General features: G+C 40.3%; 20 protein-coding genes. 10 read left to right on the top strand and 10 right to left on the bottom strand.

What is annotated here, in order from left to right; all coding sequences use genetic code 11:
- On the bottom strand, positions 1–639 hold a 639-nt coding region (locus AC2SLT_RS07120), incomplete at its 3' end, for a TetR/AcrR family transcriptional regulator (protein ID WP_486546961.1).
- 289 nt (positions 640–928) lie between these two features.
- Between AC2SLT_RS07120 and AC2SLT_RS07125 the strand changes: the two genes are divergently transcribed.
- The 5 genes from AC2SLT_RS07125 (at position 929) to AC2SLT_RS07145 (ending at position 7,465) form a co-directional block, all read left to right on the top strand.
- On the top strand, positions 929–1,489 hold the full coding sequence (locus AC2SLT_RS07125; RefSeq protein WP_486546962.1) for a fasciclin domain-containing protein: 561 nt from the start codon (positions 929–931) through the stop codon (positions 1,487–1,489).
- 276 nt (positions 1,490–1,765) lie between these two features.
- A complete protein-coding gene (locus AC2SLT_RS07130; RefSeq protein WP_486546963.1) occupies positions 1,766–2,575 on the top strand; it encodes an SDR family NAD(P)-dependent oxidoreductase in 810 nt (269 codons plus the stop codon).
- Between the two features lie 95 nt (positions 2,576–2,670).
- Positions 2,671–4,332, top strand: a complete 1,662-nt coding sequence (locus AC2SLT_RS07135) for an NAD(P)/FAD-dependent oxidoreductase (protein WP_486546964.1) — start codon at positions 2,671–2,673, stop codon at positions 4,330–4,332.
- A gap of 68 nt (positions 4,333–4,400) precedes the next feature.
- Entirely contained in the window at positions 4,401–6,977 is a 2,577-nt protein-coding gene (locus AC2SLT_RS07140) for a DUF1365 family protein (protein WP_486546965.1), read from the top strand.
- Between the two features lie 71 nt (positions 6,978–7,048).
- Complete coding sequence (locus AC2SLT_RS07145) at positions 7,049–7,465, top strand: DUF2177 family protein (protein ID WP_486546966.1); 417 nt, start codon at positions 7,049–7,051, stop codon at positions 7,463–7,465.
- A gap of 87 nt (positions 7,466–7,552) precedes the next feature.
- On the opposite strand, the gene AC2SLT_RS07150 is transcribed toward AC2SLT_RS07145, so the two are convergent.
- The 3 genes from AC2SLT_RS07150 to AC2SLT_RS07160 all read right to left on the bottom strand — a co-directional run bounded on the left by AC2SLT_RS07150 (position 7,553) and on the right by AC2SLT_RS07160 (position 12,043).
- A complete protein-coding gene (locus AC2SLT_RS07150; protein WP_486546967.1) occupies positions 7,553–10,561 on the bottom strand; it encodes a YjbH domain-containing protein in 3,009 nt (1,002 codons plus the stop codon).
- Entirely contained in the window at positions 10,558–11,226 is a 669-nt protein-coding gene (locus AC2SLT_RS07155) for a hypothetical protein (protein ID WP_486546968.1), read from the bottom strand. Before AC2SLT_RS07155 ends, AC2SLT_RS07150 begins: the two co-directional genes overlap by 4 nt.
- A 103-nt stretch (positions 11,227–11,329) precedes the next feature.
- Positions 11,330–12,043 (bottom strand): hypothetical protein, encoded by a 714-nt coding sequence (locus tag AC2SLT_RS07160; protein ID WP_486546969.1) that lies wholly within the window; start codon positions 12,041–12,043, stop codon positions 11,330–11,332.
- 641 nt (positions 12,044–12,684) lie between these two features.
- Here AC2SLT_RS07160 and dinB point away from each other — a divergent pair.
- From dinB to AC2SLT_RS07175, 3 genes are all read left to right on the top strand, one after another.
- Positions 12,685–13,797: a DNA polymerase IV gene (dinB, locus tag AC2SLT_RS07165; RefSeq protein WP_486546970.1), complete on the top strand. Its 1,113-nt coding sequence runs from the start codon at positions 12,685–12,687 to the stop codon at positions 13,795–13,797.
- Positions 13,798–13,964: 167 nt separating this feature from the next.
- A complete protein-coding gene (gene queA / locus AC2SLT_RS07170) occupies positions 13,965–15,158 on the top strand; it encodes a tRNA preQ1(34) S-adenosylmethionine ribosyltransferase-isomerase QueA (protein WP_486546971.1) in 1,194 nt (397 codons plus the stop codon).
- Positions 15,159–15,212: 54 nt separating this feature from the next.
- Positions 15,213–15,695, top strand: coding sequence for a GAF domain-containing protein (locus AC2SLT_RS07175; RefSeq protein ID WP_486546972.1), 483 nt, complete (start codon positions 15,213–15,215; stop codon positions 15,693–15,695).
- Positions 15,696–15,910: 215 nt separating this feature from the next.
- Here the strand turns inward: AC2SLT_RS07175 and AC2SLT_RS07180 are convergent, their stop codons facing one another.
- On the bottom strand, positions 15,911–16,765 hold the full coding sequence (locus tag AC2SLT_RS07180) for a hypothetical protein (RefSeq protein ID WP_486546973.1): 855 nt from the start codon (positions 16,763–16,765) through the stop codon (positions 15,911–15,913).
- A 381-nt stretch (positions 16,766–17,146) separates the two neighbouring features.
- Between AC2SLT_RS07180 and rluB the strand changes: the two genes are divergently transcribed.
- Positions 17,147–18,139: a 23S rRNA pseudouridine(2605) synthase RluB gene (gene rluB, locus AC2SLT_RS07185; RefSeq protein WP_486546974.1), complete on the top strand. Its 993-nt coding sequence runs from the start codon at positions 17,147–17,149 to the stop codon at positions 18,137–18,139.
- Positions 18,140–18,283: 144 nt separating this feature from the next.
- On the opposite strand, the gene AC2SLT_RS07190 is transcribed toward rluB, so the two are convergent.
- Together AC2SLT_RS07190 and AC2SLT_RS07195 are read right to left on the bottom strand one after the other, a co-directional pair.
- The gene (locus AC2SLT_RS07190) at positions 18,284–18,871 is read right to left on the bottom strand and encodes a hypothetical protein (RefSeq protein WP_486546975.1); all 588 of its coding nucleotides are present in this window, start codon (positions 18,869–18,871) and stop codon (positions 18,284–18,286) included.
- Positions 18,872–18,926: 55 nt separating this feature from the next.
- On the bottom strand, positions 18,927–19,541 hold the full coding sequence (locus AC2SLT_RS07195) for a hypothetical protein (protein ID WP_486546976.1): 615 nt from the start codon (positions 19,539–19,541) through the stop codon (positions 18,927–18,929).
- Positions 19,542–19,654: 113 nt separating this feature from the next.
- Here AC2SLT_RS07195 and AC2SLT_RS07200 point away from each other — a divergent pair, with 113 nt between their 5' ends.
- On the top strand, positions 19,655–20,248 hold the full coding sequence (locus AC2SLT_RS07200) for a LysE/ArgO family amino acid transporter (protein WP_486546977.1): 594 nt from the start codon (positions 19,655–19,657) through the stop codon (positions 20,246–20,248).
- A gap of 121 nt (positions 20,249–20,369) precedes the next feature.
- Here the strand turns inward: AC2SLT_RS07200 and AC2SLT_RS07205 are convergent, their stop codons facing one another.
- The 3 genes from AC2SLT_RS07205 to AC2SLT_RS07215 all read right to left on the bottom strand — a co-directional run bounded on the left by AC2SLT_RS07205 (position 20,370) and on the right by AC2SLT_RS07215 (position 23,487).
- Positions 20,370–21,011, bottom strand: a complete 642-nt coding sequence (locus tag AC2SLT_RS07205; RefSeq protein ID WP_486546978.1) for a MarC family protein — start codon at positions 21,009–21,011, stop codon at positions 20,370–20,372.
- A gap of 162 nt (positions 21,012–21,173) precedes the next feature.
- Positions 21,174–22,088: a carboxylating nicotinate-nucleotide diphosphorylase gene (nadC, locus tag AC2SLT_RS07210; RefSeq protein WP_486546979.1), complete on the bottom strand. Its 915-nt coding sequence runs from the start codon at positions 22,086–22,088 to the stop codon at positions 21,174–21,176.
- A gap of 352 nt (positions 22,089–22,440) precedes the next feature.
- Positions 22,441–23,487, bottom strand: a complete 1,047-nt coding sequence (locus AC2SLT_RS07215; protein WP_486546980.1) for an NUDIX hydrolase — start codon at positions 23,485–23,487, stop codon at positions 22,441–22,443.
- Positions 23,488–23,707 lie beyond the last annotated feature (220 nt).

Genomic DNA, 23,707 nt, shown 5'->3' on the forward strand with positions numbered 1-23,707 from the left:
AAATGTGATGCTGACCATTTCAATAATCTGCTCATCATTAAACATGCCACTGCTTTTCAAAAACCCTAACACGGGGTCACATGCCTTAGCATAGACAGAATACAGAATACATAAAGGTGGTACTTCGGCATTCAGCTTGCCTTCTGCTTGTGCTTGTTCAATCCACCCCCCAAGATCATCTGACATGGTTACTAGCATATCCATATAACTTTCGTGCGCGAGTAAATACTCACGAAGTTGCGAATTCTCACTGGGTAGATTAGGCATTTGATGACTAAGTTTCAGCCTCATCGCCCATTGCGTGACGGCTTTTAACTTATCTAAAGCAGATAAATCTGTTTGATTGATCTGATTAATTTTACTGACCCCTTTATGCATCGTATCGACCAGTGCTTCTACAGCAAGCGCTTCTTTACTCGGGAAATGCCGATACAAAGAGGCTTTTGCGATACCTACAGTATCCGCAATTTCATCTACCGTCATAGCATCATATCCCTTAGTCGCTAGTAGTGTATTTACCGTCTCTATAATAAGTTTCTCACGTTCAATCATCATTCTTTGCTTGAACGTAATTTTCGCACTCTTTGCTTTATCAGCATTGTCGACTGCTGTCATAGATTCTTTAATGGTTTTGCTCATCTACCTTCTCGAAGTGTGTTTCTATTCAGAATACAAATATTCTCTATATTATTCATTATACCCAATTGGTATGATATTTACTAACTTGTATTAAATTTTACTAAATAGTATATAAAAATATTGTAAGTTATAAAATTATACTATACAGTATAAAAATACACCGATAAGTTCGATGATTAAAATCTATATTATCAACAATGGGCTGTATAGATAGAAAGAGAAAGAGAAAGAGTGTATGAAAGAGAGTTAAACCACCACTAAAGATAAAAACTTACCATAGGATAAAACAATGAAATTTAAAAAACTAACCACATTAGTGGCTGTTGCAGTATCCAGCTTAATGTTAACGGCCTGTATGAGTAGCCCTTATAAAATGGATCGCTCTCATCATCAAGGCGCTCAGAATCATGCTGGTCATGGTGAACAAGCCATGACAGCGAAAAATCTCGTGCAAGTTGCTCAAAGCAACAAAGACTTCAGTATATTAGTAGAAGCAGTGGCGGCGGCAGGACTAGTTGATACGCTTGCCACTACACCCAACCTAACCGTCTTTGCGCCAACCAATCAAGCATTTGCCAACTTATTGACTGAGCTTGGTATGAGTAAAAGTCAGCTATTTGCCAATACCGATTTATTAAAGCAAGTGCTTACGTATCATGTCGTTCCTGCGACAGTTTACTCCTATCAAGTGAAACCCGGAATGATAAGTACAGTTCAAGGTAGCAAGTTTGCTATTACTAATGACGGTAAAATTAGTGACGGTAAAGGACGGGTTGCAAACCTTGTAGCTACCGATGTGAAAGCTTCTAATGGGGTGATTCATGCTATAGATAAAGTGCTTCTGCCATAAGATAACTTGAATTACCTTATATTTAAAAAGGTAAATTGCTCAGGGTAATTCTCATTCTCCTATCTACTCTGAGCAGTTTTATCTTTAAATGACCTGCAAACTTCACGATAAAAATTTTCAACTTTGGATAATATTTTTAAACCATAAAATGTAAATATTGCCATTATTGACATCACAATCAACGTTTTATGCGAGAATTTTTCTAAAATAACCCTTAATTTAATACCTATACCCGCTAATACTCAAATAAACTCTGCAACCATTAAGTAGACAGCAATGACAAAACGTATTCTTATTACGGGAGCCACTTCAGGTATGGGGTATCAATTAGCCATTGACTACTTACATGCCGGCTGTGTTGTTTATGCGGTGGGACGTAACGAAAAAACCTTGAATGAATTAAGTGACCTAGGGGCAATCCCTATCAATGTCGACTTAACCAATCATCAACAGGTCATGAGGACGTTAGCTAACATAACTTCGCTGGATATCGTTATTTGCTGTGCTGGGGTTTGTCAATATATTGATATTATCGATGAGGTAAGAGCAAACGATAGGTCTGACAACGGCTTAATACCTCTAGACACGCTTAATAATAAGACGCTGAATCTTTCAAAATTAGGATTTGATAGCTTGAAGATTATGCAGGTGATGAATAGCAACTTTAATTCATTGATCTACTCCATTGAAGCAGTATTACCTGCGCTTAAAAAAACACAAGGTAGATTGGTTGCTTTAGGGTCTGCTTCCGCTTACGTCCCCTTTGCTCGTGCTGAGGCTTATGGTAGCTCTAAAGCCGCAATACATTATTTAATGCAGACCTTGCAAATTAGTCTAAAACCACACGGCATAAAGGTAAGCTTAGTCATACCTGGATTTGTCGAAACGCCAATGACGGATAGAAATGATTTTGAGATGCCTTTTTTACAGACCCCTAAGCAAGCCAGTCATGCCATACGTCAGGGAATTGATAATGGTCAGGATATAATTGCGTTCCCGAAACATCTCACTATTCCACTAAAGGCCTTGGGTATTTTGCCCAGTAGAGTGTGGCAATTTGTTTCTAATAAACTATATAACCGCTAACGTTAATAATCCTAATAGATATAGTCGGCTAACTTATAAAAGAACGAATATCTAAAGAATACATGATCAAAGAATCATGATAATAAGAGACAGTTATGAATCGTTCACATACTCAAAGAACCAAACCAAAGACGATTGCCATTATTGGTTCAGGTGTTTCAGGCTTAACGTGCGCTCATTATTTGGTGGGAGAACATGATGTGACTATTTTTGAAGCCAAAGACTACCTTGGCGGGCATGTGAATACCATTGATGTCACACTAAAAACACCGAGAAAATTTAGCAAAGATAGTATTGAAACCGCTGCAATTGATACCGGTTTTATTGTGTTTAACGAGCGAACTTATCCCAATTTTTTCCGACTACTGGATGAACTTAGAGTACCGTTTCAAAAGACAGATATGAGCTTTTCGGTACAAAACCCTGCTATTCATTTTGAATACAATGGGCATAGGTTAAATAGCTTACTATCTCAACGTAAAAACGTAATTAGTCCGAAGTTTTGGCGCTTTGCCAAAGATATTATTACCTTTAACAAGGACATAAAACAACTCTACCAAGACTATAAAGACCTTGATCAAGAGATCAAATCACTTACTTTATCTACTGAAGAAGCCAAACAAAACTGTAAATTCACTAATATAAAAAGCCAGAAATTAAAACGCAAAATAGCTTCTAAAACCAAACAGCTTAAGCACCTAAGACAAGAGACCTTATATGATTACTTAAGCAAGCATAAATATGGCAAGTTATTTCAGGAAAACTACTTATTGCCAATGGTCTCCTCGATTTGGTCAATGGAAATTGGGACATCTCAATCATTGCCATTGATATTTTTTGCTCAGTTTTTTGTTCATCATGGTTTGCTTGATATCGTGAATCGACCTCGATGGTTTACCATTAAAGGGGGTTCAAAGCAGTATGTGAATAAACTGGTCAATCGATATGCCAAACTTGGCGGTAAAGCTTTGGTTAATAGCCCTGTTCAATCGGTAACCCGCCATAGTGCGAATTTAGATACGAATAGCGGAGCTGGCGTTACTATTATCTATAAGGACATTTATGATAATGATAAATCGTCTGATTTTGATGAGGTAATCTTTGCATGTCATGCTGATGTTACAAAAGTTCTGTTATCTGATATCAATGAACTAGAATCGAAAGTGTTGGGGTCATTTACCTTTAGCGACAATGAAGCCATTTTGCATACCGATACAAGCGTACTCCCCAAAAAATCGCTGACGTGGGCAAGCTGGAATTATCTGCTGCCTAACGATGCAGAAACGTCTTATCAAGATTTAAAACCCTTTTTGACCTATAACATGAACATCTTGCAACGCTTGGTTAAAAAACATAATTACCTAGTGACGCTGAACAAGCAAGTGGATGATGCGCATGTGATTAAACGCATTAATTATCGACATCCTGTCTATGATGTTGAGATGACCCTTGCTCAGCAGCAATGGCTGCGTCTTACCGCTCAAGATAATCATACGCACTTTTGCGGGGCTTATTGGTTTAGTGGCTTCCATGAAGACGGCGTCAAAAGCGGCTTAAGAGTATGCCAGCATTTAGGAGCCAACATAAACATTCTTGTTAAAGTGAACCTTTATCATTTATCCCATAATGCTGAGCCTAATCCAATTTTCAAAAGAGGCGCGCTACCTGTTAAAGCCGATAAAAATGCTTACAAATTAAGTAAGCGAGAAGTGTTCTCAGCCAGCACCAATACCGCATTAAATGCCCTATTTGAATAGGGTCTGTTGAACATTCAAATATTAATTTTAAAGCACAACAACCTATACTGTAGAACGCACGGATAGCTATGACTACGCATACCAACACAACCTTTAGTTTCAAAGAAAGTTGTCACAACTTGCCTCACCAAATACTGACCGGCACAACATGGCACGTCCGTCACATACCTAGCAAACACCGTTTCAACTATCCATATCGCTACTGGGGACTAAGCTTAAACAGACTTGCAGAAAGTGACTTTCCTGTAGAGTTGGGGCTAGATACTTTACTAACAAGTGAATCTAAACTTAGTAGATACCTAAATACTTTTAAGATATTTAGCACTCAAGCCAAAAGCTTTAAAAGCCTACATAGCTTTGATTTTTCAGATTATTGCAAACTAGATAGTCTCGATGATAGTAATTTAGAAAATGCTGACTATTTATATGATTATCCAAAAACGCAATCAACAATTAGTCATATCCAAAGCTTATCTAAGGACGTACCAACCAATAATATAAAAGCAGCAAAACTATGGCGAATTAACATTTTACAACAGTTTGAGCGTTTGACGAACAGCCAACCAACGGGAGATATTTTGGCATTAGTGGTTGGTCGCAATTTAGGGATTTATTTCAGCCCTGTAAATTTTTACCTAGGTTTTAATGATGTAGGCGATGTCAGTCATTTACTTGCTGAGGTGAGCAATACACCTTGGAATAAACGCCACTTTTATGGTTTTAAACTCACGGGTAATAACACTGAGTTTAGCCATAACAAAGGATTTCATGTCTCGCCATTCAATCCAATTAACCAACAATATACATGGAGGGTTAATGTTAAAAAGACTGATTTAAAATCAGTCAATATCAGTATTGGTGTGTCCGATAGTAGAGGCCAAGTGTTTGAGGCAGGCATCAATATGCTCGCGCAAGCAATGACCAAAGAAAATGTATCTATAAGTATCAAGAATAGCCCCTTTTTGAATTATAGCTCACTAGGACGTATCTATTGGCACGCGTTTATATTGTATGTAATAAAAAACGTACCTTATGTTGGCTATAACCAATCATTGGTTGGACGGAATCAAACCGATGCGAAACATAGTAGGGTTCAAAGCACAGAAAGTGGATCTAAGACAGACAACACCAATATAGACATAAGTACAGCAAGCAATACGAATACCAAGACTTTTCATCAACAACATTCGAAGCAAGGCAGAGATCATATAATGTCACCTCAAAATAAATACCCTACAGACAGAGTGGCACAGTATCCTACTGAAAAACTTATTCCATCATTTGTCAAACAGGTTGCTAATAGTACCGCACTTGCTCCTATTAAATTTGGTATTGATACAGCATCTCGTCGTATTTTATTTAAAGCCCTATCTTATCTACAGCATGGCAGTATTACCGTTATTGAGAACAATAGCTCCGATGGGGTTAGTAATTCTATTAAAGATAATGGTTTTAATAGATACGCTGATAAGTTTATTAAGCGTCGCCAGAAGAATAAGGTATTCACTTTTTCCAATACACCTAAAGACCTTCATCATAGACTCAACGGTGACGGCGCTGTTGGTGATCCATTACATGCGACTGTAAACGTTCATAACAAGGACTTTTACCGTAAGCTCATTTTAGGCGGTGATATTGCTCTTGCAGACAGTTATATAAACGGCGATTGGGATGTGGATGACTTAACTGCTTTGATTCGCATTGGCGCACGCAATCGCCAAATAGATAAACAACTTGAAGGTATGTTAAGCAAGCTGAGTAAAGTGTTTGAGTTCAGAAAGCATCAGTCTCGAACGAATACGGTGCGCAACTCAAAATCGAATATTTTGGCACATTACGACCTTGGCAATGAGATGTATAAGACGTTTTTAGATGACAGTATGATGTATTCGTCTGGCATTTATTCATCGCCAGAGTCAACATTATTTGACGCGCAACAAACGAAGCTTAAAACCCTGTGCGAGTTATTAGAGCTAAACCCAGAAGACCATGTGATAGAAATTGGCACGGGCTGGGGTGGATTTGCTATTTTTGCTGTACAAAACTATGGCTGTCAGGTAACAACGACGACCATATCAGATGCCCAATATATCGAGGCTAAACGTCGGGTCGAAGAGGCTAGACTGAGTGATAAAATCACACTGTTAAAACAAGACTACCGTAAGTTAAGCGGGAAATATGACAAACTTATCAGTATTGAAATGGTAGAGGCGGTTGGGCATGAATATTTACCTACCTTTTTTGCTAAATGTGATAGCCTTTTGAAATCTAACGGTATTATGGCACTACAAGCCATAACCTTTAAAGACCAGGGTTATGCGGATTATTTGAACTCAGTTGATTTTATTCAGTCGCATATATTTCCTGGTGGATGCTTGCTATCCAATCAAGAAATTATCACACAGTTTACCAATCAAACGGATATGGTCGTTAAATCACTTACCGATTACGGCTACGATTATGCCCGTACTTTAAAAGATTGGCGACAAGCATTTATAGCTCATTTGGACGATATACGAGCAATGGGGTACGATGAGGCGTTTATCAGACTTTGGCAATTTTACTTTTGCTATTGTGAAGCGGGCTTTTTGGAGCGTACCGTCGGCGTTGTACAAATAAAAGCGGTCAAGCCCGATTATCGGTAGTCATTACAATACCTTTATGACTGATGCACTATAACATTCAACCTTAAATGTCCCATAGAGGAGAACCTCAAATGAATTTAGCATACATTTGGATTTATATTAGCTCGGTCATCGTGTTTGTGTTGGTAGATAGCGTTTGGCTAAAGACCATGACGCAGACGTTTTATCAACCACGTATTGGGCATTTGTTGTCTGATACGCCAAATATGCTAGCCGCCGCTGTGTTTTATCTGTTTTATATCTTTGCCTTATGCATTCTGGTCATTTATCCGCAAGTCAAAGCACATGCCCCTCTTTGGCAATTGTTTGTTTTTGGTGCATTGATAGGCTTGATGGCATACGGCACTTTTGACTTTACTGTTTTAGCTTTGTTCAAAGACTATAGTACCTCAGCGGCCTTAATAGATTTTGCATGGGGTGGATTTATTACTGGTACCGTTGCGGTTTCCGCTGGTTATTTAAGTTATAAATTTGGCTGGTTGACGTAAAGTCATTATGGTTATATTACCTAAAAAAGCCACCGTATAAAACGATGGCTTCAATAAATGTTGACACTTAATATATGAGTTCACCTCTTAGTGTGCTCGAGGATTCTTAATATCCAAAGCGGATTTATCAAGCGGCGCTGTCAGATTAATCAACTGATTTCTACGTTGCAGCTTCGCACCACCATCACGAATGAGAGGTTGATAAACCAGTGACGCAGTACCAGGCGACCACTGTCTAAATAGCGTATCAAACGGAATGGAGACGTAAATACCTTTATCGAGACTGCCTTCTCCAAATTCCTCAGAGCTGACATCTGTCTTAGTAATCCAGCCCCCCATCTTCACGCCGTTATCAAATTGACGAGACAGATCCAAAGTAGCCCCTTTATCACCCGCTAAATACTGACCCGCTGACAACTTCATATCGACATCATACCAAGGGGTGTCCCAATATAAGCTCACATTCCCTGTGGTTACTTCATAATTTTGCAGACCAAAATGCTGATCAAAGTCACGCTGACGGACGCGGTTTAAGTCAATACCAACCGCCCAAGGTTGATCAGGACGACGGTATAAAACTTCTGCACCGACACCAGCAAACATCGATTCTAAGTAACCTGCGTAGGCCAAGCCATACCAGTTGTTACCAAATGACTTAAACTGATTCCACTGCAAGTTTGGCATCAGAATTCGGGACGTGGTCATATAATCACCGAAATTAGTACGGACACGGGGTAGTTTGCTGTGCGCCGTGTAGCTATAGTTATCATAATTATCCACCACACGTATTTGGGCATTCGCATCGACCCAAGAGCCTTGCCATAATTTATAATCCGCATTAGCATTGGCAAAAACACCAAATAGATAGCCATCAGGACCACCAATACTTTGTTGAATGCTTGGTGAGAACCTTATAGACCCCTTTGGTGTATTAGAGTGCGCCACAACTTGAGCGCTTGGAGTGTTGTAGCTTGGCGCAGCCGACGTTATGGTTAACGGTTGTTCAATGCGTTTTGAGGGTGGTAACAATTGTTTATATTGCTGTGCCCATGTTTGAGGGTCGATGTTAAACACACCAACAGGCTCACCATATCTCGACACTTGAATTTGAACCATTTTAATATCAGACGTAAGAACTTGACTTAATATCTCCATGCCTTGTTGCAGTCGTTCTTTGATAAACACGCCGTTATAGTCTTCTACATTGATAAGAACATTACCTTTATCTATCGTTAAATCTGTAGCCTTCCAGCCTGTAGCTTGAGATAATGCATTTAATAATGGCGCATTCTGCGACAATGACTCATCTTCAATCCCTAAGTTAACCCGATATTTAAGTCCAGAGTATTGAGTAAAGGGAACCTTATCAATATGTTGGACCTGTTGAGCTTTAGGTTTAATTTGCCCCAGTTTAGTCAAATCACCTGCTAAAGACAGTCCGAACATCATCGTGTCACCGCGCTCATATCCAGCGCTAAGCGCATAGCCTCTATCGATGTCTTGCCAAGTCAGACCTACATTAATAGGAAAGTCCTTGGATTCATAGTTTTCACCAAACAGTCGTTCAGATTTATAGTCATTACCATCATATTCAATCTTCACTGTGAGTGGATCATAAGGGGTATGCCATTGCACCCCACCAAAGAAGGAAGCCGGTCCAGTAAACCATGATTTTGGACTTAATTCACCGCCTAATCCTTTTTTATCAGCAACGCGCTCATCAAAGCGATCATCAATGACGCCCAGCGGATTGTCGATATTGCCCCGAGCGCCCAAATAGCCCCAGCCCATACCTAAGCTAAAGTCAAAGTCGCCATAGCGTTTATTAGCAACAACGTATTCACCACCAAATATACTGGTACCTGCTGGATCTCGCCAACCAACAGCTACCTCTGGAATCCAGCGATCTTCCTTTAATAGCTTAAGTTTAACGTCTAGAGACTTATCTTTAAGGTCTTGGGTTGGGCTAACAGGTCCATAAGAGACCCCATCAATATTGGTATAGCGGACGGTAGTCTCTAACCGATCAAACGGCTGTAATAAGATATTGTATTGCGTATATGGATCGACATGAGACACATGTGTCACTAGAGTACCTTTGTCATGCATACGAGCAGTAGGCGTCTGTAATAGACCTACTACGCCCCAATCGCTAGAGCTAACAGGCAGATCCCTGCCCGTTTCAGGTTGCTTATTATTAAGATTAAGATTGAGATTGAGATTAATAACCGCACGGTCTTGTCCATTAGGTAATGATAAGTCTAACCCTTGAGTGGCAATAAACTGAGCAACTTCCTCAGCCAGCTCATCTGACCAGCCATTTTTAGCACTTGGCACCCATAACCAAGACCCAGAGTTCGGTGCCATTTGATGTTGGGCGTTCCATTTAGCAAGCGTAATATACTGCACTGTGCCATCAGGTGATATTAGATAGGCGTCATCAGCTTGTACATTTTTGTTCAAATGAGAGTGGCACTCATCAATATAGCTTTTTGCACTCACTCCAGATTCAAAGCTGACGTTGCAGGCTTGAGTGTCATCAAATAAGACAGTGATAGTATTAGGACGGGTCTGTACACGTACTGAATCCCCTGCTTCAAAAACAGGTTCGACGCTTGGGTTGACTTGCAGATAACGAGGATCTTGCTTAGGAAGAACAACACGTCCTGTCGCAGATAACGACTCAATCCACTGCTTTAAAGACAGTAAATCTGCTTGACTACTGGGGTCGCTGTTGATTGCGAATTGTTCAATTTTCTGGCCTAATATATTTTGTTGTTGTTGTTGCAGAGCAACTTCTGACTTTGACTCCCATATCAGCGCAGGTTCATAGTATTGTTGAGGATTTTGTTCAAGCTCTTGGATTAACCACTCCCCCATTCGCTGTCCTTCAGGAGGAGTTAACGCTTTGGAATGACTAGGGGTTTGTATATAAGAGTCTACAACCTTATCATTTCCAAATTGATGAGTTTCAAATTGATGAATATCTTGAGGCTGTTCTGTATTGGCATAACTGGGCAAGCTGATACAGGTCGCTAACGCAAGCACTAACTTTTTATAACTTAATGTTGGGGGAGTAAGTTCTTTTAGCTTCATGATGTTTTCCATACTTGCCACGATAGACAATAATTTTTGGAAATACAGTGTTGTCCATACACAGGCTCGTTCATATTATTTGATTCAAAGGCATACCAACTATCATAGGAAGGCTTATCATCCATGGCCGCTGATTTTGATACAGTATATTCATGTACCCACTGAAGCGTGGATTTATCTCCGACATAACTGTCATTATCAGGAATGGCACTACCCATCAACTCGCGTCGCTCTTGTACAGCAGTCATACCATCAACCGTATCAACTTCTCGGATAAACTGGATCGGTTTTGATGACGACCAGTTTAAAGGTGTAATCGTACGTTCACGCCAGCTATATTCTGGCGTAGTGACCGATATTAATCGACCATTTGACCACTTAAAAACAGAGCGGTCAGCACTGTAATAAACCTTTGTATGGACATTTGGCCATTGATCCGTTGCCCCTTGAGCCAGCCAAGCTACCTGACTATTCATTGTGAGTCTAATGTAGTTAAAATCTGGACTTAAATTCGGTTGAGTCGCCTTATTTTTAAATAGACTATTCGATACGCCGAAGCATTGAGTACGTTCACCAGAGCAACCCGTTTTAACCCCACAGCCGAACAGGCTTAAAGCACTAGTTACGACCAATAGATTGATAAGAGACTTATATGATTTTTGCATTTTCTTTCACTATTTGATTATGAAAAAATATGCCTTAAATTTCTACAATTTAAGGCATATTACTATCAACCAATCACTATTAACTAATTTAGCTAAATAAAGATTATTTAGTCGTTCCAGAAGTTCCACTTGTTCCAGAGCTACTAGATGAGTCAGAATCATTACTTGCTGCAATAGCGATACCGATAATACCGGCAGCGGCTAGCGGTGCCCATGAAGGAAGCCCACCAACGGCAGCATTAACTGCTGGTGTCGGTGCTGGGGCAGGTGCTGGTTGCGGGACAGCAGGGGTAGGGGTTGGTGGAGCCGGCTGAGGAGCCGGTTGCGGTACTGGCTGTGGCGCAGGTTGTGGTGCTGGTTGCGGCGGTGGCGCTACTGGCATACCTTGTGGAAATGCACTACTGAACCAGTTATCACACTGTTGCATAGATACGCGTACGATATCGCCAGATGAATTGACATATTGATTAATCATCATATCAGGTGAATAAGGAATATATTTACCTTGAATAGCACTAGCAACGCCATCACGTCCACCGCGACGACCCGTCCCGATATCACAGGTACCATTGGTATACTGCGGTGCTAAGTCACCCAAACGACCTTTCGATACCGCGACTTCATTACCACGTAGTAGTGGTTTATGAAAAGTACTCGATCTATAAAATTTAGCGTTGCCTGATTTAATAGCACTTTGGCATTCAGCTAAAGTATCATAACCCACATTACCATGAGAATCGTAATGCATTGCAGCTTGAGCAGAGACACTAATCATACCTAGTGTCATTAACGAAAGAGCGCCTAGTATCTGTTTCAATTTTAATTTCCTTTTTATTTATAGTTAAAAATATTATTAACAAAACTAAATTTAACTACTAGACTAGCATTTTATTTAGTAGATTTACACTATAATTTTACAAAAATTAAGGTTATTTTCAATAAAAACTTTAAAAAAGTCACCCTATTAAAGTTTAAGTTATTCTTCTTAAATGCTGCCTAAGATTTGAAACCCTGACGAAGTCTTTGTTTTTGCAATTATTATTTTTGAAATAAAATCATCAACTATTCTTAAAAGGCATAATGTTTTAAAGTTATTATATTTATTAATTTTATAATTAAACAAAAATTAAGTCCTATAAACTGTGATGGTCTAAAATTTATCGTTCTTTAAAGGCTATATTTTTAAGAGCTATAGTGTGATGAGATAATTTATCTTAAAGACCGCATAAGATACTGCAACTTAATCATCATAGATACTCATACATTTTCAGCATTAACCCTACTCATTTAACCTGTTACACTATCTATGAAGTACATTGAAGTACATTACTAATCAGATATCCGTTCTTCTTAAAAAATCTTAGCTTTTATTAAATACACTATAATCCTTGCAAATGCTAAATTTGATATCGATGCAAGTTACCTAAATACTATTATCAGACCCAACACTATTGTCTAATGAGCCATCCTCTATCTGACGTTCCAGCTATCGCGGCGACACTTCCTCAGCGTAAAATAATCCATCTGGATATGGATGCATTTTATGCCAGTGTTGAACAACGCGACTTCCCCGAACTTCGCGGTAAGCCTTTGGTAGTAGGTGGTGATCCAAATGGACGGGGTGTGGTTGCTGCAGCTAGTTATGAGATTCGCAAATTTGGCGTTCGCTCTGCAATGTCCTGCTATGAGGCGAAACGTCGCTGCCCTGACGCCATATTTGTACGTCCTCGATTTGACGTTTATCGTAGCGTCAGTCAACAAATCAGACAGATTATGCTCAGTTTAACCGACCTTGTTGAGCCATTGTCCTTAGACGAGGCGTACCTTGATGTAACGGGTATCAAAGCACATCATGGATCAGCAACGTTAATGGCAAACTGGCTACGCGCTGAAATCTATAACAAGACCCAACTACGAGCCTCTGCGGGGGTGTCATTTAATAAGATGTTGGCTAAGATTGCCTCAGACATTAACAAGCCAAACGGCATTGCGGTAATTACACCCGAGCAAGCCGATGACTTTATCACGGCGCTTCCCATTGAGCGCTTTCATGGGATCGGCAAAGCAACAGCGCGTCGTTTACATGAGATGGGAATTTATACTGGGGCTGATTTAAGAGCCATGCCAGTCGATACATTGGTAAATGAGTTTGGCAAGCGCGGTCGCTTTTATTCTGAAATTGCGCATGGCAATGACACCCGCCCTGTCAAGGCAGAGCGTAAACACAAATCGGTAGGCAGTGAGACTACTTTTCGTGACAACATCAGTGATACAGAGCGATTATTGGATCAGATATTTGAGCAAAATGCCGATGCGTTTACCCAATTGAGCAAAAAAGGTCGGCTCGGCCATACCATAACCTTAAAAATCAAGTATTCCGACTTCCACCAAATTACCCGCTCACACACCTTGCACACCCCCTTTCCTACCGCTGAATCTGCCCATTATTGGCTGCGCAAACTGCTGGATGATGTGCCTCGACACTTACCTATTCGCTTGGTTGGCGTTACCTATTCTAATTTAACCACTCCTGACAGCCTTAACGCTCAACCTGACTTATTTGGACTATAAAAATACTATAGGTAACTCAAAAAAGGCTTGTTTCTGTTAAACTAGCCACTATTGAATTTGGGGCAGACTAGAACAGATCTAAGTCATAGTTTTCCTAAGTCATAGTTTTCGCCTTTTTTATTTGAACGCCTTGACCACTTTTATTTTAAGACGATTAAAGACCGCCTATGAGCCAGCATAACAATCAATACCCTACTCCTGACGACACCTTAAACCATTTAACAGATACTGAGTCCGTATCTTCAACTGAGGGCTATCTAAGTGTCGACGATTATGACTATGAGTTACCTGATGAATATATTGCACGTTATCCTTTAGAGCAACGCAGTGCGTCACGTCTTATGTACTTGCCGGCGCATAACGACTGTCAATTTGAAGTACTGGATAAAAAATTTACCCAGTTGCCTGAGCTATTAAATCAAGGCGATTTAATCGTATTTAATGACACCAAAGTCATGAAAGCACGACTTTTTGGAAAAAAAGACAGCGGCGGAAAAGTTGAAGTGTTGGTAGAACGTCTGACCGATGATAAGCAGTTTACCCAAGATCAAGCTAAGGGCGGCAAGATTTACGATAATGTCGCTCTATGTCATGTACGTGCCAGCAAGGCGCCCAAATACGGACAGAGACTATTGTTGGCGGATGGCAATATAGACTGTGTGATGATAGGTCGTCATGAGAACTTGTTTATACTAAGCTTCAAAAATCCAATCCTTGCAGATTTGGAGCAATATGGCGAATTGCCAATTCCGCCCTACTTTGAGCGTCATGCTGATGAAACCGATAATATCCGATATCAAACCGTATTCCATGACCCTACTAAGCTTGCAAGCGTTGCAGCGCCAACTGCAAGTCTCCATTTTGATGATACGGTATTAGCTAAGCTTGCTGAAAAAGGAATTAATACCGCTTATGTGACCTTGCATGTTGGAGCAGGTACTTTTGCGCCTGTAAAGACCGATAATCTTCTGAATCATACCATGCACAGCGAGTATGCGAATTTGCCACAAGATACGGCTGAATTGATTAACCAGACTCATAAAAATGGTCATAAAGTGATTGCCATTGGTACCACAGTGACCCGTGTGCTTGAAACGGCTTATCAAAAAACTGCCGATACCCAAGGTCAGATTTCAGCATGGGCGGGCGATACTGATATATTTATCTATCCCGGTTTTAAGTTTGGAGTGATAGATACTTTATTAACCAACTTTCATTTGCCCAAATCTACTTTGCTAATGCTAGTATCAGCCTTTGCGGGTAAGCACAATATTGAGCGAGCTTATCAGCATGCTATCGAACATAAATATCGCTTCTTTAGCTATGGTGATGCGATGCTGCTAGAGCGTAACGACTCTTAACCCCGGATCAAATCCACTTATTTTTATTAATCAAAAGATATATAAGAGAAGACTATGCAAGCGTTGACCCCTATCGACCCTAATGCTGATAAGATTGAAAAATATGAGCTGCTATTAAAACAAGCTGAAGCCATTGTCAGTAGTGAAAGTGATTTGATTGCCAATATGGCTAATCTGACTGCGTTATTAAAAGACACCTTTGGCTGGTTTTGGATAGGCTTTTATCGAGTGGATACTGAGTCTAATCAGCTTATTCTTGCACCTTTCCAAGGCCCACTGGCTTGTACACGTATCAATCATGGCAAAGGGGTGTGCGGTGAGGTTTGGGCAACCGGCAAGACGCAAATTGTCGATGATGTTAATGCGCATCCGAATCATATCGCATGTTCAGCATTATCACAGTCAGAGATTGTGGTGCCGGTCAGAGATAGAAATAATGAGATTATTGCCGTATTAGATATTGATTCGGATAAACTGGCGACGTTTGATGACATAGATGGGGAATATTTGGAGAAGTTGATTGAGCTGTTTAGATAATACCTTCTCTATGAAATACCTTCTCTATGTCATACTCTTTGAATCTTATATTTTAGCGTTTGCACTCACCTTCATCGATAGGTTAATTTCTAGATTTGTTATAAAATCTAGTGACAAAAAAATAGAGAGGGCTCTTAATTCTTTATATAGGGCGCTCTCTATTGTTAGGATTTGAAATCTTTTCAATTTAAAAGGGTTTATTATTTCTATTTAGACTAAATCATCTTGCCCACTACTTTAATCGCTATGCCACCACCAGGAATTAACTCACTAGCGATATCGGCACTAATATCAACCAGCATTTCACGAGTTAAAATTTCGCTAATTTTATTTTTGTACCATTCCCCGTTTTCGATGACTTCCCCTGTTAGTCCATTTACTTCAATAACTCCTGTTTTATCAACCGTACCCCAAACGAACTCAAAAGCAAAAACAGGCACTAAAAATAGATGAATTTTATCAAAGGTGATGGTGTCATTATGGATACTATGAGCATTTACAGCTTCACTATTTAATAAAGAACAAGCTTTTTGAATAACTGCTTGCTGAGGAATAAGGGGTTCAATGACATTCTGGTTTTCAGAAACGGCAGTTTGCTCCTCAAACTTATATTTTTCATTATAGTTTTTAAATATGTCTGGATTAATATCTCGGTTTAGCCCATCAATAAGTCGATTACAGTATATTTTTCGATGACATGATTCTAGTGCAGGTATATCAATTCTTGCTTTGTCTTTAGTACGAGCCACCTCATAGGTTTCATCTCCAACCTGAATTGACTGTACGTAAGGGTTATGGATAGGCACTTGATAAGTGATTTGGCATTCATAGTCAACGGATTTGGTCGCTTCTATATGCCAGTATGGCTCTAAGCGACTTTCTTTGCGCGATAACTGAACGGTTTCTTCTTTTGGACGCTTTAGGGGATTAAGTTTTGCCATCATACCAAAGGCATTGAGCTTCTTTTTTTCTGCTTGTTCCTGTGCCGCTCTAAAGCTATACACTTCATCGAATACAAATAATTTACTTGCTTCTTCTTTAATTAATACTTGTTGTTGAGTCGTTGCCATATTTAGTCCCTAGCCTTTATATTTATGAGATAAACCATATTACTATTTTAGGGCATTGACTACTATAATTTATTTAAACTCAGTTTCTCTAGTGAGAGTCCATAGGCTCAATATTTTAATTTTGTGATAATAAATTGAAGCAAATATAGATATACTGCTTAGGTAAGAAGATAGTAGCGAAAGCGGGATAAGCTCCATATATTAAACCCCTCTTTTAAACAAATTTGCAATTCATCAAGAAAAAATGTGCTAAATGGCGTATAATAGCCCTCCTAAATCACAAAGCGATGGCTTATGACTCGTTTTAATTTAGCTTTGTGAGCGTCAAACCCTATTCTACATTGTGAAATGTAGCCACTCACCGATTCAAGGAAGCTACCTATGCCTCGTATTAATCATAAAACACACCCTGACAAAACCTCTGAAACATCCGATCAAGATGTAGCCTCAAAAAACGCACCTATCCCAAACCATGTTGAGTTTCAGTTTGAGGAACCGACGACCAAAGCCAGTACAGCAGGTACTGAAAAGCTGCAAAAAGCATTGGCACGTATGGGTTTAGGCTCACGTCGTCAGATGGAAGAAGTCATTAAGTCTGGTCGTGTCTCAATCAATCAATCCCCTGCCACTATTGGCGACCGCGTTACCCAAGGTGACGAAATCCGTGTGGATGGCCGTCTAATTAAGTACAAATCTGAGCGTGAAAAGCGTCGTCGTGTGCTGGCCTATTATAAGCCTGAAGGCGAGATTTGTTCTGCCAATGATCCTGAAGGTCGTACCACAGTATTTGAGCGTTTGCCGAAGTTGACGCATGACCGCTGGGTAATGGTGGGTCGTCTGGATATTAACTCAACGGGTCTGTTGTTATTTACCAATGATGGGGAGCTGGCGCATCGATTGATGCATCCGTCAAATGAGATTGTGCGCGAATATGCGGTACGTATCTTGGGCGAGTTGACCCCAGAGATGATGCGTAATCTTACTGAAGGCGTTATGCTTGAAGACGGTTTAGCGAAGTTTGAGGAGATCAGACAAGGCGGCGGTGAGGGTGTGAATAAGTGGTATCACGTCAAGCTCAAAGAAGGCCGTAATCGTGAAGTGCGTCGTCTGATAGAGTCGCAAGGTCTTAAAGTAAGTCGTCTACTTCGTACCAGTTATGGTTCGGTTGATTTGCCAAAAGAGCTACGGACGGGCCGCTTTATTGAGCTTGATCGAAAGGATATTCACCGTTTAATCGAGTTGGTTGATATGCGTCCTCGTGAAGATATGGGCGTTCATGGTAAAGCGAAAATTAAGAAAGAGCGCTTCCAGAAAAAACCCCTTAAAGCCCGTCCGGTTCGGGATGCCCGTAAACAACGCTCTAATAAGCGTTAAAAGCTAAGCGCTAATCAGAACTCATAGCCATTACCTTCCTGAAAATTTAAGCCCCTTTATACAGTGTAAAGGGGCTTTTTGAAGTTATGCCTTTTTAGGTTATCTTCAGTAGTAACACCTATTATATTCTTTATTTTTTAACCTTTATGCTCTATCGTCCAGATAACGCTGCATGGCCTGCATTTCTTGAATACTCTCTTGTTGACAGCGGCTTAGGAGCGCATCAAGCTTTGTTTCAATCTGTATGAGTAACGCAATTAACAAATCTAATGCCTGAGCTTGATTATTTGCAAGGGTTGCGTTTTCGGCAGTGGAACTATTGGTATGTTGTAAGCGGTTGTCATGACGGGCAATGATCTGATAGCTTTCAATGACTTGGGGTAATCGGGTATTTAGTAGCTTTTGAATAACAAACTCATCTTCTGTCGTATTTAAAGTACGATGACTTAAAGGTTGTCCAGATTGTTCAATATCATCTCGCCATGCTTGATAGACGTCAGCTTTATGATCAATTCTTTGGATGTACTCAAGCGCACTGCTAGGTAAATGTTGTAATTGCTCAGAGGTCAAGTCCAGCTGAATCATTTCCGGTGGCGGTAACTGTGTCGGCTCAACATATTTTAGTGTGCCAGGGGTAATACCGACAGCACGGTGAAAGGCAATCCAGCCTTTGCGACCTAGGTAGCCTGTCACTGCTAGTGCGGCTAAGCCTGCTCCTATTGATACTATCATTTATTGATACACCCCGTTAATGGCTGTGATATGTGTTTTATTTGTCCTATTTTTCCTATTTTTCAAAGCGTTGCTGCAGATAACGGTTGGTAGCCAGTAGTTTTTGACCATCTTGATGATAAGCGGCGTCAAGCAAGTCATCAAACTGTTTGTTCACCGTATCGAGTACTTCTAATAGCGCTTCTCGGCCAGTGACATTTGAGTTCCTAATCTTGGTCGTATCGGCTCGGCTTAAGGTATTATTGTCTGTAACGCTATTCGACGGTCTAATATCCTCAATAATTGTCCTATTTGATGAGGTATTTACTTGATCTAAGTCATGCAAACGACGATAGTCAGCGACCGCTTCTGGAATATGCTTGTCCATGACATTTTTTATCATGATATAAGTTTCATCTACCGCATCTTTGTCATCGATGACGCCGTCATTGTTGGTATCGCCATAGAGCATGCGAAGCTTTTCACCTTTATCATTAATAGCATCTAGCTTTTGCTTGATATCATTCGGTATGCTCTTTTCAGGTATAAAGCCAAGTTTTGGCATCGCCTTATATGCTAACATCTTGGGCTGGGTGATTTTTTTGACACCGCGATATCCCAAATATAGTCCAGCAGCAGGCAGCACGCCATACAGTATAAACATCAATAGCATTGCGGTGGCTTGAGTCATAAACTATTCCTTTACTAATATCGGTGTGACATCACGGTGTCAAATCAATTAAATATTTGATGTAGCGGTTTAAGGTTAGTATCTATTTTATAAAAATTATTAAGGTTAACCAGATGGATTATGTATCAGGCTTTGCACTAGGGTTATCGCTCATTTTTGCTATTGGCTCGCAAAATGCCTTTGTCTTAAAGCAAGGTCTCAAAAAACAGCACGTGCTTGCCATCTGCTTATTTTGTGCCGCTTCAGATGCGTTACTGATTTCAGCCGGGGTGGCAGGATTTGGTGCTATTACTGCAAAATACCCGAATGTGGTTCAATTTGCAAAGTTGGCAGGAAGCTTATTCTTGTTAGCCTATGGTTTGCAAAGCTTATACGCCAGTGTTCGTAAATCACATGCGATTACCGCAGAGTCGCAAGTCGTGACTAGCTTACGAAAGTCATTGTTACTTTGCTTTGGATTTACGTGGCTCAATCCTCATGTTTATCTGGATACATTGGTACTGGTGGGCATGGTATCGACGGGTGCTGCAAGTAAATTATGGTTTGCGGTGGGAGCGGTCAGTGCGTCATTTGTGTTCTTTTTTAGTTTGGGCTATGGGGCAAGATTACTCTCCCCCCTATTTGCTAAACCCAAAGCTTGGAATGTGCTCGATGCATTGGTGGGAATACTGATGATTTATTTGGCGTGGCATTTGTACAGTGGTTAAGCTTTTTTCTATATAGTTTTAAAAGATATAGTTTTAAAAGATACAGTTTTAAAAGATACAGTTTTAAAATACGGTCTCAAATAGCGTGTTAAACATGACTCTTTCAGTTTAAAGTAAAACGCTAAATTAACTGCGGAAAAATAGTACGTAGACCACTGACTAAGATCTCAATTGCTACCGCAGCTAGCAACATACCCATTATACGACTGATAATATTAAGTCCAGTATCTCCCAACAGTTTACTCAATCGTCCCGCTGCCATTAACGCTAAATAACAGAAGATTGCTATCATTAATCCAGCAATAATGATGGCCAGTTTTTGTTGCCAAGAGTGCACTTGAGCAGAATAAATAATTACCGTAGAAATACCGCCAGGACCAACCATCATCGGTATCGCTAATGGCACAACTGCCGCCGCTGAGCTTCCCATAGTTTCAATACTGTCATCAAACTCAACATTTTCTTGGTCAGGTTTGACAGGGTTACCCTCACCATTCATCATATTGATGGCAATCAAAAGCACCAAGATACCACCCGCTACTTGGAATGAGCCGATAGATATCCCTAACGCTTTTAGCAGAAGTTCACCAGCGATAGTAAAAAAGCCGATAGTAATAAACACAGTGAGACTACTAATACGCGCAAAACGGCGCCTATCAACCATGTTATAGCCGCGAGTCGAATCTAAAAAAAGCGTTAAAGCACTAAACGGGTTAATTAGAACCACAAACGCTAAAATTATCTTAACAATTTCGGTGTCCATAATGGGCGCCTTAGTTTGCAAAAAAGGGCGTTATTTTAACCCTTACTTACCTCGTTATAAAGACATTCTGAGAGCGTCATTTAAAATACCTTGATCCATACCTTAATCTTCATAAGCATACGACATGACAACATATACGCTTTGACATTTTAAACGCTATTATTAGGCGGAAAAATCCATGCCAATATCAAGCGCTGTGGTGCTGTGAGTAAGATAACCCATCGCAATAAAGTCTACTCCTGTTTTGGCAACATCAACCACACTATCAGGGGTAATACCCCCAGAGGCCTCTGTTTTGACTCGTCCACTGGGATGAACTTTGCATATCGCCACCGCTTCTCGCAAGGTATCAGGGCTCATATTGTCAAGTAGTACCAATTCTGCACCGGCATCAATGGCCTGTTGCAATTGTGCCAGCGTATCCACTTCTATTTCAATAGGTATAAGATGGCCTGCTAACTGTTTCGCCTGCGCTATTGCATTAGGAATATTCCCAGCAATCGCAATATGATTGTCTTTGATCAAGATGGCATCGTCCAAGCCCATTCTATGATTGCGGCCACCCCCACAGCGTATGGCATATTTTTGTACCGCTCTTAATCCTGGAATGGTCTTACGGGTACAGGTAATTTGCGCTGGATAATCGGCAATTAAATCAACAACTTGTCTAGTCGCAGTAGCAATACCACTTAAGTGGGTCATAAAGTTTAACGCCGTACGCTCTGCCGTTAGCAAGTTACGCGCATTGCCGCTAATAGTCGCTAAGGTTTGACCTTTCGTTACCCAAGCGCCGTCATGCGTTTGCGGTGTAAACTCAATATTGGCATCAACTTGTGCAAAGGCCAATCTTGCCAAATCAAGCCCACAAACAACCCCATTCTCTCGTACTGTCAGTGTGAGTGTAGCCTGCTTATCAGCCGGTATCGTTGCTTGGGAGGTAACATCTCCACGGCGACCCAAGTCTTCTAATAATGCGACTTCAATCAATGGCACTAGCAACACATCATTTAAGGGTGGCTCATGAACATCCGTGGAAGAACTTGAGGGTACATCGCGACTTGAGGCCGAAGTTGACATAAAAGGTCCTTATTGGATAAATATTATTTGATGAAGATTTTAATTAACTTTTATCAATTTGATTAGTTTGGCGGTATTTTAATTAACGGTGCCTAGCTATGCAGCGTTTTTTAGTTTCTAACGCTTATTAACGCTAGTTAAATGCTATCTAATTTTAATAAAGCTTATAAATTTTTAAGAAACTAAGTGCTTAAATAAGAAATTAAGTGCTTAAAAATGACTAATTTATATTAGTTTTAATGCTCAATATGAGCATAAATATAACGAAGATAAGTATCTTTAGCAAACATTAATCAATTATAAATATTATGTTTTAGACAAAACAGTGATAAAACAATTTTATAATTCATTATCAACGGTTACTTTTAGGCAGCTTACTATCCATTAGCAAGCTTTGTAACTCAACATCAAATCGGAAACGATATAACTTTGCCGGTCGCCCTCTTCCGATATGGCTGCTATTTCCCGTCAGCTCTAGTAGGTTTTGACTTTCTAGTAGACGCCTAAAGTTTTGCTTATGTAATGGCACACCAGACAAGGCTTCCACGCTCTGTTGCAACATCAACAAAGTAAACTCTTCTGGCATTAAACCAAATATCAATGGACGATATTCAATCTTTGCCCGTAGCCTTGATATGGCAGTAGCAATGACGCGGCGATGATCATAATACATTGGCTCACCGGTAACCTGTTGCCAATTATCAGGTAGCTTAGTGGCATCATAAAATGGTGATTCAGGAATCAAGCCTGCTTCATAAAGCATCTCGTAGCGCAGCAGGGCATGCTCAGCGACCCACTTGGTAAACATCTCATTGGCCGAGTCACTCTGATTATCATCACTGGAGAGGATGCTTTTAAAGTCCGTATCTTGTTGACAGTCCCCTCCCCAACATAAATAAATACGTTGCAGGCGCTTTTTTCTTTCACCTTTATTTTTCGCTGAGTTGGCCCAATCCTTTAGCCTTTCTGCAATTTGAACGCTGTGTCGGATAGTGTCTTCATCGGTATGATTTTCCCATGGGAAATAGTCGTACCAATCTCGCCAAATCGAACCCAAATGAGTTGCTTTATTGACGTCATTGCGCTCATTAGACTCTTGTACGAGACCCATATAGCTAACATATACCAATGCATGGCCGTCCTTGTTACGCCTATTGGTATCCACAAAGGTATATAGCTGCTCAATATAGCCCAAAGGTTGCTGGGTCTGCTCTTCCACCCACTGTCGCACACCAGCTTGTAAAGAGCGATGCAACGGCATAAGCGGCCCATTTGGCAGTAGCTTACCCCCCTCTACCGTAAGGACGCGGGCCTTATTGTCGGTAATAGCAATCAATACCGCCACCACTTCTGTAGTGCCGCTACCTTGACTATGGGCGTGGGAAAACGACAAGCTCATACTTCTCTTCAATCAGGTTATTAACAATAGGGCTTATTAGCAATAGGGCAATCTTAATCAAGCTATCTACCCTATCTTGTGTTGCAGTTAGTTGCAAATTTAGAGCCGTAGTATACCGTTTAATAGCCACAATTACACGATATGTAAATCCTATTTAGTGGATAAATTAAGACGATCTAACCGTAAAAAACAGATCCAAATTGGATATTAAACCTCAAAT

It is taken from the genome of Psychrobacter sp. CX18, assembly GCF_057396215.1.

What these genes read in the sequence shown, in the direction of transcription:
- AC2SLT_RS07125 (WP_486546962.1), top strand. Translation starts at nt 929, where the DNA reads ATGAAATTTAAAAAACTAACCACATTAGTGGCTGTTGCAGTATCCAGC.
- AC2SLT_RS07130 (WP_486546963.1), top strand. Translation starts at nt 1,766, where the DNA reads ATGACAAAACGTATTCTTATTACGGGAGCCACTTCAGGTATGGGGTAT.
- AC2SLT_RS07135 (WP_486546964.1), top strand. Translation starts at nt 2,671, where the DNA reads ATGAATCGTTCACATACTCAAAGAACCAAACCAAAGACGATTGCCATT.
- AC2SLT_RS07140 (WP_486546965.1), top strand. Translation starts at nt 4,401, where the DNA reads ATGACTACGCATACCAACACAACCTTTAGTTTCAAAGAAAGTTGTCAC.
- AC2SLT_RS07145 (WP_486546966.1), top strand. Translation starts at nt 7,049, where the DNA reads ATGAATTTAGCATACATTTGGATTTATATTAGCTCGGTCATCGTGTTT.
- AC2SLT_RS07150 (WP_486546967.1), bottom strand. Translation starts at nt 10,561, where the DNA reads ATGAAGCTAAAAGAACTTACTCCCCCAACATTAAGTTATAAAAAGTTA.
- AC2SLT_RS07155 (WP_486546968.1), bottom strand. Translation starts at nt 11,226, where the DNA reads ATGCAAAAATCATATAAGTCTCTTATCAATCTATTGGTCGTAACTAGT.
- dinB (WP_486546970.1), top strand. Translation starts at nt 12,685, where the DNA reads ATGAGCCATCCTCTATCTGACGTTCCAGCTATCGCGGCGACACTTCCT.
- queA (WP_486546971.1), top strand. Translation starts at nt 13,965, where the DNA reads ATGAGCCAGCATAACAATCAATACCCTACTCCTGACGACACCTTAAAC.
- AC2SLT_RS07175 (WP_486546972.1), top strand. Translation starts at nt 15,213, where the DNA reads ATGCAAGCGTTGACCCCTATCGACCCTAATGCTGATAAGATTGAAAAA.
- AC2SLT_RS07180 (WP_486546973.1), bottom strand. Translation starts at nt 16,765, where the DNA reads ATGGCAACGACTCAACAACAAGTATTAATTAAAGAAGAAGCAAGTAAA.
- rluB (WP_486546974.1), top strand. Translation starts at nt 17,147, where the DNA reads ATGCCTCGTATTAATCATAAAACACACCCTGACAAAACCTCTGAAACA.
- AC2SLT_RS07190 (WP_486546975.1), bottom strand. Translation starts at nt 18,871, where the DNA reads ATGATAGTATCAATAGGAGCAGGCTTAGCCGCACTAGCAGTGACAGGC.
- AC2SLT_RS07195 (WP_486546976.1), bottom strand. Translation starts at nt 19,541, where the DNA reads ATGACTCAAGCCACCGCAATGCTATTGATGTTTATACTGTATGGCGTG.
- AC2SLT_RS07200 (WP_486546977.1), top strand. Translation starts at nt 19,655, where the DNA reads ATGGATTATGTATCAGGCTTTGCACTAGGGTTATCGCTCATTTTTGCT.
- AC2SLT_RS07205 (WP_486546978.1), bottom strand. Translation starts at nt 21,011, where the DNA reads ATGGACACCGAAATTGTTAAGATAATTTTAGCGTTTGTGGTTCTAATT.
- nadC (WP_486546979.1), bottom strand. Translation starts at nt 22,088, where the DNA reads ATGTCAACTTCGGCCTCAAGTCGCGATGTACCCTCAAGTTCTTCCACG.
- AC2SLT_RS07215 (WP_486546980.1), bottom strand. Translation starts at nt 23,487, where the DNA reads ATGAGCTTGTCGTTTTCCCACGCCCATAGTCAAGGTAGCGGCACTACA.